Source organism: Methylobacterium longum, assembly GCF_022179385.1.
In the GTDB taxonomy this organism is placed as follows: Bacteria; Pseudomonadota; Alphaproteobacteria; order Rhizobiales; family Beijerinckiaceae; genus Methylobacterium; species Methylobacterium longum.
In genome coordinates, this window is the sequence record NZ_BPQS01000009.1 from 18,778 (window position 1) to 32,124 (window position 13,347).

Below are 13,347 nucleotides of genomic sequence, written 5' to 3' on the forward strand. Positions count from 1 at the left end.
GTTGTAGTCTGAGAACAGATCGTCAGTCGCGATGGGACCGTGCTGATATTCGCGCCTGTTCCCGTGCTGCCAATCGGATGAACCTCCTCAAAAACCTGAAGCTCCTCGGCAAGCTCGCGATCCCGGTCGCGATCCTGATCGGCGTGGCGCTGAGTATGGTCTTGCTGGCCCGTGCCAAGCTGAACACGCTGGATCAGAACACCCACGACATCGTCGAGATCAATGCGGCCCGCGCCATCCGGGTCCAGCAGCTCGCCTTCGCGGTCGACGAGATGACGATCCGCGACAAGAACGTGATCATCGAGACGGACCCCGCCGTGCTCGCCCGGCAGGCCAGCCAGTTCGAGGTGAACAAGCGCGAGGCCCTGGCGAAGGCCGATGAACTGATCGCCTTCAGCGGGTCGCCGGAGCGCCGCGCCGTGAACGCGGCGATCAAGGACCAGCTGGTGGCGTATGTCGCCTCCGTCGAGAAGGGCATCGGCCTCGGTCTGCGGGGCGACAAGCGGTCGGCCCTGGAGATCTCGGCGAACACCAGCCGCGTCGTCCGCCTCAAGCTGATCGACGAGCTCAACGCGCGCATCGCCGCCAACCTGCAGGATCTCAAGGACGCGGAGGACAACGCCTCCGCGGTCGCCGCCTCCGCCACGATGACGCTCACGATCCTGGCCGCGATCGGACTGCTCTCCGCGACCGGCCTCCTGGCCGCCATCGCGGGCTTCGGCGTCGCCCGGCCGCTGAACGGAATGGCCTCCGCCATGAGCCGCTTGGCGTCCGGTGACCTGGACGTTCCGGTCATCGGCACCGAGCGTCGGGACGAGGTCGGGTCGCTCGCCCGCTCGCTGCAGGTGTTCAAGGAGAACGCCCTTCAGGCGCGTACCCTCGCGGCTGCCCAGGAGGTGGAGAGCGCGGCCAAGATGCGCCGCGCCAACGCTCTGGACAGGCTGACCCGGGCCTTCGAGGACAGCGTCTCGGTGCTGACCCAGGGCCTCGCCGGGGCCGCCACCGAGATGGAGGCGACCGCCCGCGCCATGACGGCCACCGCCGAGGAGACGACGCATCAGAGCGTTTCGGCGGCCGGTGCCGCGCAGCAGACCTCGGCCAACGTGCAGACGGTGGCCGCGGCCAGCGAGGAGATGTCGGCCTCCGTCGCCGAGATCGTGCATCAGGTGAGCCAGTCGTCCCGCATCGCCGGTCAGGCCGTCGAGACCGCTCACCGGACCGACGCGACGGTCCAGCGGCTGACCGGAACCGCCGAGCGTATCAGCTCGGCCGTGTCGCTGATCACCGACATCGCGAGCCAGACCAACCTGCTGGCCTTGAACGCCACCATCGAGGCGGCCCGGGCCGGCGAGGCGGGCCGCGGCTTCGCCGTGGTGGCGACCGAGGTGAAGGAACTCGCCGGCCAGACCGGCCGGGCGACCGGCGAGATCGGCGAGCGGATCGCCGAGATCCAGGCCGCCACCCGGGAGGCGGTGTGCGACATCCAGGAGATCGGGCGCGTCATCGGCGAGATGTCGGCCTACGCGGCGAGCATCGCGGCCGCCATGGAGGAGCAGGGCGCGGCGACGCAGGAGATCACCCGCAACGTTCAGGAAGCCGCCCGCGGCACCGAGCAGGTCACCCACAACATCGGTTCGGTGCGGACGGGCGCCGGCCAGACCAGCGCCGCCGCCACGCAGGTGCTCGGCTCCGCGCAGGAGCTGGCGCGCCATGCGGAGAGCCTGACCCGGGAGGTCTCCACCTTCCTGGCCGGCGTGAAGGCGGCCTGAGCCGGCGCTTCATCTGCCCCGTCCTGCCCCACCAGGAGCCCGCCCGGCAATCGCCGCGGCGGGCTGCTTCATGGCGCACGCCCCTCTCGATCCCCTGCTCCTCCGGGGTCGCCATGAACCGGCAACGTCCGCTCTCACCAGTCCCGCGCGAGGTTTCGGAGGCGAACTGGACCGGCAACGGCGATCCCGCCGCCCCGGGGTCAATCGCTGCACAAACGGCAGAACGCTGGCTGACCGAAGAAGAAGCAGCCGTTCTATCAGCCGCCGCGCTTCAAGCGCGTGATCAACTTGGCTTCTGCTGCCGCGGCCGGCATCGACCTGCCGGCAAGCCGCGTCGCGCGGGCCGACGAATTGATCGCATGAGCGCCGGTCCGCCCGGCAGGGTGCCGGAAGGCGGATCGTCGCGGTTCAATCGCCTGGTTCAGGCTCCCATAGCCGAATCCCGGGTCCGCCGGCTTCAACCGCCCAGCTCGCCGCACGGCACGTCGCTGTCCTCGCGCCGACGCCGCAGGGGCGTCCACGCGAGAGCGGCGAGCGAACCCTGTCAGCCGATCGGCGGCCGCCGCAGGTGCCAGTCCGTCACCCGCTGGTAGGCCTGCCCGATGCGCAGGGCCATGGCTTCGTCGTAGCCCCGGCAGACGATCTGGAGCGAGAGCGGCAGCCCGGTGGCGGTGAAGCCGTTCGGCAGTGAGAGCCCGCACAGGTCGAGCAGGTTGCCGAACCGGGTGAAGCGGGACGGCAGGTGCGCCTCGTCGACCTCCGCGAGCGCCACGGCCGCACATTCCGTCGTCGGTGTCAGCAGGGCGTCGATGCCTTCGACCGCCGCCGCATAATGCAGCTTCATCGCGGCGCGGCGGTGCAGCGTGGCGAGGTAATCCTGGGCCGGGACCTGCGCGCCGGCCAGGATCCGGGCCCGCACCGCATCACCGAGCGGCGCGGACGGATCCTCCGCCAGGGCGCCGTTGACGAAATAGGCCTCGGCGTTGGTGATCTGGCTCATCGCCACGCAGTCGCTGAACCGGAACGGCAGGGCGACGTCGACGATCTCGGCCCCCTGCCCGGCCAGCAGGTCGAGGGCCGCGTCGTAGGCCGCCAGCATGTCCGCGGCGACGCCCTCGCGTTCGGCGGCCGGCATGCGGCCGAGCCGCAGGCCGCGCACGCCGCGGTTCAGGACTGGCCAGGGCGCGTCCGGTGCGATGCCGCGGGTCGTCGGGTCGCGGAGATCGGGGCCGGAGATCGCCTCGTACAGGAGCGCGACGTCCTCCACCGTGCGGGCGAGCGGGCCGGGCGTGTCCAGCGTGGTCGAGAGCGGCACGATCCCCCAGGTCGAGACGCGCCCGACCGTCACCTTGAGGCCCGTCAGCCCGCAGAAGGCGGCCGGCAGGCGCACCGATCCGCCGGTGTCGGTGCCGATGCCCCAGGGCGCCATCCGGGCGGCCACGGCGACGCCGGTGCCGCTGCTCGACCCGCCCGGCGTGCGCGGGGTCTCGGGATCCCAGGGGTTCCGGGGCGTGCCGAGATGCTGGTTGGTGCCCCAGCCGCCATAGGCGAACTCCACCGTATGGGTCTTGCCCAGCACGATCATGCCCTGGCCGATGAGGCGCCGGGCGATCGTGGCCGTGCGCGCGGCCCGGCGTGCGCGGTGGGCCGCCGAGCCGCCCATGGTGATCCGGCCTTCGAGGTCGATCAGGTCCTTGAGCACCACGGGCACCCCGTGGAGCGGTCCCACCCCGTGCCCCGACCGGATCGCCCGGTCGGCGCCCTCGGCGGCGAGGCGCGCGTCGGCGGACAGGACCTCCGTAAAAGCCTGGAGCTTCGGTTCCAGCCGGTCGATCCGGCCGAGCAGCGCGTCCACCGCGTCGACCGGGGAGAGCGTCCGCGCCTGGATCGCGCGGCCGAGTTCGGCGGCGGAGGCGAATGCGGGATCGATGTCGGACATGGATCTTACTGCACGCTGACGAGGGTGAGATCCACGAACCAGGATTGCGGCGAGACGAAGCCGTGGATCTTCTTGGACATCCCGCGGGGATTGAGGTCGTGGACGACGAACAGCCAGGGCGGATCGTCCACGAGGCGCTCGTGGGCGGCTTTGGTCTGCGCGTCGATCACCTTAGCGTCGGTGGTCTCGGCGAGGGCCTTCAGGGCCGCGTTGAACGCCTCGTCCTTCCAGGTGGGGAAATTGAAGCCGTTCGGCGGAAGCCGGTCGTCCGCGAAGTAGCGGGCCATGACGGCGACGTCCGAGGAGGGGGAGGAGACATTGAGCGCCATCGAGCCCTGGAGGCTCGGCGCGTCCGGCAGCGCCCGGCTGGAGTTCAACAGCACCTGCCATTCGACCACGTTGAAGGTCACGTCGACGTTGCAGGCCTGCTTGAGGTTCTCCTGCAGGTACTCGTTCATCGGCATCGGCAGCATCTGGCCGGAGCCGGAGGACGAGATCATCACCTTGAAGCTCAAGGGCTTCTTGTCGGTGAAGCCGGCCTCGGCGAGGAGCGCTTTCCCCTTGGCGGCGTCGAACGTGTAACGGTTCTTCGGCGCGCCGAAATTCGGGTCCCTGTCGTTGAGCCAGCCCGAGGCCGGCTCCGCCGTCCCGTTCAGCAACTCGACGATGCCGGCGCGGTCGATGCAGTAGTTCAGGGCCTGCCGGACGCGCACGTCCTTCAGCGGGCTGTCCTTGGCGCCGATGTTGAAGAAGTACGGCCAGACATGCGGGTACGAGCCCGTGGTGATGGTGAAGCCCGCCTGTTTGAGCGACGGAATCGCGTCGGGCGCCGGCACCTCGATCCAGTCGACCTGACCGGATCGCAGCGCCGCCACCCGGGCATTCGCCTCCGGGATCGGCATCAGCCGGACCTTGTCGACCTTGGCCTTCCGGTCCGGATCCCAGTAGCCGTCGTTCCGGGCGAGATCGACCGCCTCGCGCGGGGCGACGCGGGTGATCTTGAACGGTCCGGTCCCGGCCGCCGGCAGGGCCGCCACCTTGCTCCAGTCGCGCCCCGCCTTCTCGAAGGAGGTCGGCGAGGTGAACAGCAGGTAGACGACCATGTAGGGGAAGTACGAGGCGGCCTGGGTGGTGGTGATCTGGACCGTGGCGTCGTCGATCTTCCGGTAGCTGCCGACCAGCGGTGCCCGGGCGCGGGTGATGCCGGCGCCCTGGGCCTCGAATTGCGGGCTGTCGTTCCTGTAGTAGCGGTCGAGGTTCCAGATCACCGCGTCGGCGTTGAAGGGAGTTCCGTCATGGAACAGGACGCCCTGACGCAGGTGGAAGGTCCAGACCGCCTTGTCGTTCGGATCCTGCTCCCAGCGCTCGGCCAGGGCCGGGACCAGTCCGGCGAGCTGGGTGGTGCTCTTCAGGTCCCACTGCACCAGCCCCTCGAAGATCGGGTAGCCGAGGAAGCGCATGCCCTCGAAGCCGTTGTTGGGCATGCCCGTGGTCGTCGGAATGTCGGTCGCCGTCATGGCGATGCGCAACACGCTCTCGGCGCTGGCCGGTCCCGTCAGGACGACCGTTCCGGCGAGGGCGGCGACAATCAGGCGGCGAACTGTCATGGGCTTCCATTCGTCGAGGCTGCGGCGCGGCAACCGCGACTCCTGCGCGAATCCCGTGCCAGTCAGGAGTCTAGGCCCCGCTTCAGGCGAAGAGGAGGTGTCAGGCTCCGCCCCTTGCGCGTCGCGTCGCCTGCGCCACGATAATAAAAAATTCGAGTCGCCGGCCAGGCTGGGCCGGACCGTGAGGGAGCCGCCCGTGAGCGATGGAACGCCGAGCACCATGAACGGGGCCGAGAGCCTGGTCCGGACCCTCGTGGACGGCGGGGTCGAGGTCTGCTTCACCAATCCCGGCACCTCGGAGATGCACTTCGTCGCCGCCCTCGACCGGGTCGAGGGCATGCGCTGCGTCCTGTTCCTGTTCGAGGGCGGGGCGACCGGTGCGGCGGACGGCTACGCCCGCATGGCCGACAAGCCGGCCTCGACGCTGCTCCACCTCGGGCCCGGCCTCGCCAACGGTCTGGCCAACCTCCACAACGCCAAGAAGGCGCGCACGCCGGTCGTCAACATCGTCGGCGAGCATGCGACCTACCACCGGGAATACAATGCGCCGCTGACCTCGGATATCGAGGGGCTGGCCCGGCCGATGTCGTCCTGGGTGCGGACCGGCATGAGCGCCGGCGAGATCGGTCCGGACGGCGCCGCCGCCATCGCGGCCGCCCGGACCGCCCCGGGGCAGGTCGCCACCCTGATCCTGCCGGCCAACACCGCCTGGGATCCCGGCACCGGTCCGGCGCCGGTGCCCGCCATCCCCGAGCGGGCGCGGGCGAGCGACGAGGCCGTCGCGGCGGCCGTCGAGGCGCTCCGGAGCGGCGAGCCGGTGCTCCTGCATCTCGGTGACCGGGCGGTGCGGAACGAGGGTCGGGTGCTCGCCGACCGGATCGCCCGCAAGACCGGCGCGCAGATCATGGCGATGACGTCCAATTCGCGGATCGACCGCGGCGCCGGCACCGTGCCGGTCGAGCGCCTGCCCTACCCGATCGACCAGGGCATCGCGGCGCTGAAGGACTTCCGCCACGTCATCCTGATCGGCGCGACCCCGCCGGTGGGGTTCTTCGCCTATCCCGGCAAGCCGAGCCTGCTGGCGCCCGAGGGCAGCACGACGATCACGCTGGCCACCCCCGAGGAGGACCAGATCGACGCCCTGGAGCGGCTCGCCGAGGCGGTCGCGGCCCCGCCGGCGGGGCCGGTTTCCGTCGCCCCGCGCCCGAAGCTCCCGACCGGCGGCCCTCTTGACCAGGACACGATCGGGCAAGTGCTCGGCGCGCTGATCCCGGAGGGCGCCGTGATCTGCGACGAATCGATCACCACGGGCCGCAACTTCTTCGCCCTGACCCGGGATGCGGCGCCCCATACGTGGCTGCAGCTCAGCGGCGGCTCGATCGGGCTGGGCATCCCGATGGCGACCGGCGCGGCCGTGGCCTGTCCCGACAGCAAGGTGATCAACCTCCAGGCCGACGGCAGCGGGCTCTACACGGTCCAGGCGCTCTGGACCCAGGCCCGCGAGCACCTCGACGTGGTGACGCTGGTCTGGTCGAACCGCTCCTACGCGATCCTGCGGGCGGAACTCGCCAATGTCGGCGCGCTCAACCCCGGCCCGAAGGCGCTCAGCATGCTGAGCCTCGACGAGCCGGCGGTGGACTGGGTGAGCCTCGCCAAGGGGTTCGGGGTCGAGGGGGTGCGCGTCGAGACGCTGCCCGACTTCATCGCGGCGTTCCAGCACGCGCTGGCCACCAAAGGTCCGCACCTCATCGAAGTGGCTCTGTGAGCGACGCGACTTACCGGCTGCCCGGGCTCGACGGTCCCGTCGAGATCCGCGTCGATCGCTGGGGGCTGGCGCATATCCGCGCCGGAACCGTCCTGGATGCCTTCCGCGCCCAGGGGTTCAACGCCGCCCGGGACCGGCTCTGGCAGCTCGACCTCTGGCGCAAGCGCGGCCTCGGCCTGCTGGCGGCGGATTTCGGGCCCGGCTACCTCGCCCAGGACCGTGCCGCCCGGTTGTTCCTCTACCGCGGCGACATGGCGGCGGAATGGGCCGCCTACGGGCCTCAGGACACCCAGGCGATCGTCACGGCCTTCGTGGACGGGGTCAACGCCTACGTGGGGCTCACCGAGTCGCGGCCGGACGCGCTGCCGCCGGAATTCGCCCTGACGGACACGCGCCCCGCCCGGTGGCAGGCGGACGACGTGGTGCGCATCCGCAGCCACGGGCTCATCCGCAACGTCCTGTCCGAGGTCGCCCGCGCCCGGGTGCTGGCGCGCGCGCCATCCCGCGAAGAGGGGCTGGCCGCCGACGACCTGCGCAAGCGGATCAGCCCGCCGCACGACCCGGTGGTGCCGGACGGGCTCGGCGCCGCCGACTGGCCGGACGATCTCCTCGACGACTTCCGCCTCGCCACCGCGGCCGTCGGATTCTCCCCGGAGCGCTCGGCGGCGTCCCGGGACGAGGCCTGGGCCTGGAGCAAGGTCGACGCGCACGGCGCCGTCACGCGGGGCAAGCGGGCCGAGGCCCGGGAGCCCGCCGAGGGTTCGAACAACTGGGTGGTCGGGCCGTCCCGCACCGCCACCGGCCGCCCGATCCTGGCGAGCGACCCGCACCGGGTCTATCTGCAGCCGTCGCTGCGCTACGCGGTCCACCTCACCGCGCCGGGGCTCGACGTGATCGGGGCCGGCGAGCCGGCGCTCCCCGGCATCTCCATCGGCCATAACGGACACGCCGCCTTCAGCCTGACCATCGCGCCGATGGACCAGGAGGATCTGTTCGTCTGCGAGACCGACCCGGCCGATCCGGACCGCTACCGGTACGGCGACGGCTGGGACCGGATCGTTCGGGTCCCGGAAACCATTCCGGTGCGCGGTGGCCCGGACGCGACCGTGATGCTGGCCTTCACCCGGCACGGACCGGTGATCCGCGAGGACGCGGGGCGCGCCTTCGCGCTGCGGACCGTCTGGTCCGAGCCCGGCGCTGCCGCCTATCTCGGCAGTCTCGCCTATCTCGGCGCCACGACGCCTGACCGTTTCGGCGAGGCCCTGCGCCACTGGTCGGCGCCGTCCGTCAACCAGCTCTATGCCGACGTGACGGGCCGGATCGCGTGGTTCATGGCCGGCCGGGCGCCCGTGCGGCCGGCCCATGACGGCCTGCTGCCGGTTCCCGGCGACGGCCGCTACGACTGGGCCGGCTTCCACGATCCGGCGACCCTGCCCCGCAGCATCGATCCGGAATCCGGCTGGCTCGCCACGGCCAACGCGATGAACCTGCCGCCGGATTTTCCGGCGGACGATCGGAAGGTCGGATTCGAGTGGGCCGAGCCCTGGCGCGACCGCCGCATCCGGGCTGTGCTCGGCGGACAGACGCGGCACAGCCTCGCGGACTCGCGGGCGCTCCAGGGCGACGAGGTTTCCGAGCCGGCCCTGCGGCTCGCCGAACTGGTCCGGGCGATGCCGGCGGGTGCCGATCCCGATGTCGCCTCGGCGCAGGCCCTGCTGGCCGCGTTCGACGGCGGACTGCACCCGGACTCCCCGGCGGCGGCCTTCATCGAGGTGTTCTGGGTCCGTCACCTGCGCCCGGCGCTGCTCGCCGCGTTCGTGCCGGACGTCCCCACCCGCCGCCTGCTGCCGCCCGGCGACACGCAGAGCCTGATCGAGCGGTTGGAGTCCGGTCTCGACTCGGCGGCGTGCGACGGCCTGTTGACGGAGACGCTGGGCGCTGCGTTCCGGGACTGCCTGGACCGAATGGGCGCCGATCCCATGGGCCGGCTCCGGCCGGATGCGGAAGCCGCCGGGGAGCAGCAACGTCACGAAGCAGAAGCTGACGCGTCCGCTCCCCCTTTCGCGGAGGGCGGCGGGAGAGACGCGGACATGGCGGCCCTTCCCGAATCCCCGGCCGGCTGGTCCTGGGGGCGCCTGCACCAGGCCCTGTTCGCCCATCCGCTAACCGCCCTGCGGCCTCATCCTGGCTGGGATGTCGGCCCGCTGCCCGTGGGCGGGTCCGCGGCATCGGTCATGCACGCGGAGTACCGGACCGACACGTTCCGGCTCACCCACGGCGCCTCGTTCCGCATGGTCGTGGATGTGGGGAACTGGGACAAGTCGGTCTTCATCAACGTGCCTGGCCAGTCGGGCGACCCGGGAAGCCGGCACTATGCCGACCTCGCCCCGGTCTGGGGCCGGCAGGACCATGTGCCGATGCTCTATGGCCGCGCGGCCGTGGACGCGGCCACCGAGACGATCATCACGCTGAGCCCGGGCCCCGGCTGATCCGGCGGCCGGGAGGGAGTGGGACAGGACCTTGAAGATCTTCATCGCGGGCCTCGCCACCGAGACCAACACCTACGCGCCGCTGCCCACGGGCCGTGCGGCCTTCGAAGCGGATTACGCCCGCCGGGACGGCAGCCGGAACCCGCCGAGCCTCAGCAACATCGGCCTCAAGGCCTGGCGCGCGCTGGCCGAAGCGGACGGGCACGATGTCGTCGAGAGTCTGTCGACCTTCGCGCAGCCCGGAGGGATCACCCTGCGGGCCGTCTACGAGGAGCTGCGTGATGCCCTGCTGGAGGATCTGAAGGCCGCGATGCCGGTCGACGCGGTGCTGCTGTTCATGCACGGCGCCATGGTGGCGGAAGGCTACGACGACTGCGAGGGCGACACCCTGGAGCGGGTCCGCGCCGTCGTCGGGCCGGAGGCCGTGATCGGCGTCGAGCTCGACCTCCACTGCCATCTCACCGAGACGATGCGGAGGCGCGCCGACATCATCGTGATCTACAAGGAATACCCGCACACCGACATCGTCGACCGCGCCCGCGACCTCTATCCCTTGGTGGTCCGGACCGTGGCGAAGGAGATCCGGCCGGTCATGGCGTATGCGGATTGCCGGATCATCAACATGTGGCGGACGAGCCGCGAGCCGGTGGCGGGCTTCGTGCGCCGGATGGAGGCGCTGGAGGGCCGGGACGGGATCCTGTCGGTCTCCTTCGGGCACGGCTTCCCGTGGGGCGATGTGGCGGATGTCGGCGCCCGGATGCTCGTCGTCGCCGACGGCGATGCCGGCAAGGCCCAGGCGCTGGCCGATGACCTCGCCGGCGCCGTCTGGGCGATGCGGGAGGAAGCGGCGAGCCGCTGCGACACGATCGACGCGGCCATCGATCTGGCCCTCGCCTCGTCGGACCCGCGCCCGATGGTGCTGGCGGACTTCGCCGACAATGCCGGTGCGGGCGCGCCCTCCGACAACACCGCAATCCTGGCCCGCCTCGTGGAGCGGGGCGTGACGGGCGCGGCGCTCGGCCTGATCTGGGATCCCGGGGCGGTGGGCATCTGTCACGAGGCCGGGCTCGGAGCGCGCTTCAGCTTGCGGATCGGCGGTAAGTGCGGCGTGACCTCGGGCGACCCGGTGGACCTGCGCGTCACCGTGCGCGGCCTCTCGGAGGATTACAGTCAGACCGGCCTCAGCGGCGGCCGGGCCCATCTCGGCCCCGCCGCCTGGGTGGAGGCGGACGGCATCCACGTGGTTCTGACCCACAAGCGCCAGCAGGCCTTCGCGCCCGACGCCTTCACGGGCCTCGGGCTGACCCTCGACGACAAGCGCATCGTCGTGGTGAAGTCGATGCAGCACTTCTACGCCGCCTTCGCGCCCATCGCGAGCGACGTGCGCTACGTCGCGGCACCTGGGGCCGTCCCGCCGGATTACGGCGCGATCCCGTACACCAAGCGATCCGGCCTCTACTGGCCGCGGGTCGCCGATCCCTTCGCCGCGGAGACCGCCCGATGATCCCGGAGCTTCACTTCGACGCCGCCGGGCTTCTGGCGGCCCTGCGCCCCTGGGTGGAGTGCGAGAGCCCGACCCACGACGCGGCGGCCGTCAACCGGATGATGAGCGTCGCCGCCCGCGACCTGGCCGTCGCGGGGGCGGCGGTGGAGACGATCCCCGGCCGGATGGGCCTGAGCGACTGCGTGCGTGCCCGCTTCCCGCACAGGAACCGCGATGCGCCCGGCATCCTGGTGCTCGGTCATCTGGACACGGTGCATCCGGTCGGGACGCTCGGGAGCCTGCCGTGGCGAATCGAGGGGAACCGGGTCTTCGGGCCGGGCATCCTCGACATGAAGGGCGGCAACCTCATCGCCCTGGCGGCGATCCGCGCCCTGGCGGTCGCCGGGATCGAGACGCCGCTGCCCGTGACCGTGCTGTTCACCGGCGACGAGGAGGTCGGCAGTCCCTCGACCCGCGACCTGATCGAGGCCGAGGCCGCCCGCCACGCCGTCGTGCTGGTCCCCGAGCCGGGTCAACCCGAGAACGGCGTGGTCACCGGCCGCTACGCCATCGCGCGCTTCGACCTGGAGGCGACGGGCCGCCCGAGCCACGCCGGGGCGTCGCCCCACGAGGGGCGCTCCGCGATCCGCGCGATGGCGCGCAAGATCCTCGCGATCGACGCGCTGTCGGATTCCGACTGCACCGTCTCGACCGGCATCGTCTCGGGCGGGCAGTGGGTGAACTGCGTCCCGACAATCTGCCGGGGGCAGGCGCTCAGCATGGCCAAGCGCCAGGCCGACCTCGACCGCGGCGTCGCGCGGATGCTGGCCCTGTCGGGCGAGGAGGACGGCGTCCGCTTCACCGTGACCCGGGGCGTGACCCGGCCGGTCTGGGAACCGGATGCCGGCACGATGGCCCTCTATGAGCGGGCGCGCCGCTTGAGCGAGGCGCTCGGCCAGCCCCTGCCCCATCGCAGCGCCGGTGGCGGTTCGGACGGCAACTTCACCGGCGCCAACGGTATCCCGACGCTCGACGGCCTCGGGCCGCTGGGCCAGGGCTATCACACCCTGGAGGAGCACGTGCTGATCGATACGCTGCCCCAGCGGGCGCGGCTGTTCGCGGCGCTGCTCACCCATCTCGGCGCCCAGGACGCGCCGTGAGCCCGGAACCCGCACGGGTCGCCGTGGCCGGCGCGACCGGCGATCTCGGCCTGCGGATCGTGCGGGCCCTGGTGGCGGAGGGCGCCGCCGTCACGGCGATCGTCCGGCCCGGCACCGGGGCGGTGCGGGTCGCACCGCTGACCGCTCTCGGCGTGCGGATCGCGGAGGCGGGCGCCGGACGTCCCGGTAGCTGGCAGTCCGCCTGCATGGGCGCGGACTGCGTGGTCTCGGCCTTCAACGGGCTGAGCGCGACGATCCTCGACGCACAGACCGTTCTGCTGGAGGGAGCCGTCCGCGCCGGCGTGCCGCGCTTCATTCCGTCCGATTTCTCGATCGACTACGCCAAGACGGTGCCGGGCGGGAACCGCAACCTCGACCTACGCCGCGCCTTCCGGGAACGCCTCGACGCCGCGCCGATCCGGGCGACCTCGGTGCTCAACGGCGCCTTCATGGAACTGCTCGCCGGGCAGGCGCCGCTGATCCTCCACGGCCTGCACCGGGTGCTCTACTGGGGCAGCGCCGATCAGCGCCTCGACTTCACCACGAAGGCCGACACGGCCGCCTTCACGGCCCGCGCCGCCCTGGACCCCGATCCCCCGCGCTGGCTGCGCGTCGCCGGCGACAGCTTCAGTGTCCGGGAGCTGGCCGACGCGGTGAGCGCGGTTCGCGGCACGCGCTATCGGCCGCTGCGCGGCGGAAGCCTGCGATTGCTGGACTTGATGATCCGGGCCACGCGCACGGTCGCGCCGGGCCGGGGCGCGGTGTTCCCGGCGTGGCAGGGTATGCAGTACCTGCGCGACATGTTCGACGGGCGGGCACAGCTCACCCCCCTCGACACTGACCGCTATCCCGACCTGCGCTGGACCGATGTCCGCGAATTCCTGACCGCGGGCCGCCGCTGAGCCCATCCCGCGCGGCCCCGGCCGAGGGCCGCGACGCTCGGCCGGGGCCGCGCGGGCCCCCGACGGTTCCGCCGCCCAGGAACCGCGCCGCGGCCAGCATCGAGCCAATGGCGCCGCCAGCAGACACGTCAGGGTGCAGCCGATACATCCGGCCGTGAGGATCACCGGCACCGGATCTGGCGCCAATATCGATCGTGTAAGCGAGCCGTCGGAAGCCCGTTCCCTGCCGGTGC

8 protein-coding genes are annotated in these 13,347 nt (G+C 71.7%); 6 read left to right on the forward strand and 2 right to left on the reverse strand.

The genetic code is table 11. The features are described from left to right. Positions 1 to 77: 77 nt before the first annotated feature. Positions 78 to 1,769, forward strand: coding sequence for a methyl-accepting chemotaxis protein (locus MFF58_RS10695; protein ID WP_238287175.1), 1,692 nt, complete (start codon positions 78 to 80; stop codon positions 1,767 to 1,769). A 544-nt stretch (positions 1,770 to 2,313) separates the two neighbouring features. Here MFF58_RS10695 and MFF58_RS10700 read toward each other — a convergent pair. Together MFF58_RS10700 and MFF58_RS10705 are read right to left on the reverse strand one after the other, a co-directional pair. Beyond that, positions 2,314 to 3,708 carry an amidase gene (locus MFF58_RS10700; RefSeq protein WP_238287177.1) on the reverse strand — a complete coding sequence of 465 codons (1,395 nt, stop codon included), beginning with the start codon at positions 3,706 to 3,708 and terminating at the stop codon, positions 2,314 to 2,316. 5 nt (positions 3,709 to 3,713) lie between these two features. After that, positions 3,714 to 5,315, reverse strand: a complete 1,602-nt coding sequence (locus tag MFF58_RS10705) for an ABC transporter substrate-binding protein (protein ID WP_238287179.1) — start codon at positions 5,313 to 5,315, stop codon at positions 3,714 to 3,716. A gap of 220 nt (positions 5,316 to 5,535) precedes the next feature. On the opposite strand from MFF58_RS10705, the gene MFF58_RS10710 reads away from it, so the two are divergent. The 5 genes from MFF58_RS10710 to MFF58_RS10730 are packed head-to-tail and all read left to right on the forward strand — an operon-like array spanning position 5,536 to position 13,114. Further along, positions 5,536 to 7,080 carry an acetolactate synthase large subunit gene (locus tag MFF58_RS10710; RefSeq protein WP_238287377.1) on the forward strand — a complete coding sequence of 515 codons (1,545 nt, stop codon included), beginning with the start codon at positions 5,536 to 5,538 and terminating at the stop codon, positions 7,078 to 7,080. Beyond that, positions 7,077 to 9,569 (forward strand): penicillin acylase family protein, encoded by a 2,493-nt coding sequence (locus MFF58_RS10715; protein ID WP_238287181.1) that lies wholly within the window; start codon positions 7,077 to 7,079, stop codon positions 9,567 to 9,569. The genes MFF58_RS10710 and MFF58_RS10715 overlap by 4 nt, the downstream gene beginning before the upstream one ends. Before the next feature lie 31 nt (positions 9,570 to 9,600). After that, positions 9,601 to 11,073 (forward strand): M81 family metallopeptidase, encoded by a 1,473-nt coding sequence (locus tag MFF58_RS10720; protein WP_238287183.1) that lies wholly within the window; start codon positions 9,601 to 9,603, stop codon positions 11,071 to 11,073. Further along, on the forward strand, positions 11,070 to 12,212 hold the full coding sequence (locus MFF58_RS10725; RefSeq protein ID WP_238287185.1) for a M20/M25/M40 family metallo-hydrolase: 1,143 nt from the start codon (positions 11,070 to 11,072) through the stop codon (positions 12,210 to 12,212). Before MFF58_RS10720 ends, MFF58_RS10725 begins: the two co-directional genes overlap by 4 nt. Next, a complete protein-coding gene (locus MFF58_RS10730) occupies positions 12,209 to 13,114 on the forward strand; it encodes an NmrA family NAD(P)-binding protein (RefSeq protein ID WP_238287186.1) in 906 nt (301 codons plus the stop codon). The genes MFF58_RS10725 and MFF58_RS10730 overlap by 4 nt, the downstream gene beginning before the upstream one ends. Positions 13,115 to 13,347: the final 233 nt, after the last annotated feature.

Bases quoted from the DNA above. Each gene is read 5' to 3' on its own strand.
- MFF58_RS10695 (WP_238287175.1), top strand. From the start codon at position 78: ATGAACCTCCTCAAAAACCTGAAGCTCCTCGGCAAGCTCGCGATCCCG.
- MFF58_RS10700 (WP_238287177.1), bottom strand. From the start codon at position 3,708: ATGTCCGACATCGATCCCGCATTCGCCTCCGCCGCCGAACTCGGCCGC.
- MFF58_RS10705 (WP_238287179.1), bottom strand. From the start codon at position 5,315: ATGACAGTTCGCCGCCTGATTGTCGCCGCCCTCGCCGGAACGGTCGTC.
- MFF58_RS10710 (WP_238287377.1), top strand. From the start codon at position 5,536: ATGAACGGGGCCGAGAGCCTGGTCCGGACCCTCGTGGACGGCGGGGTC.
- MFF58_RS10725 (WP_238287185.1), top strand. From the start codon at position 11,070: ATGATCCCGGAGCTTCACTTCGACGCCGCCGGGCTTCTGGCGGCCCTG.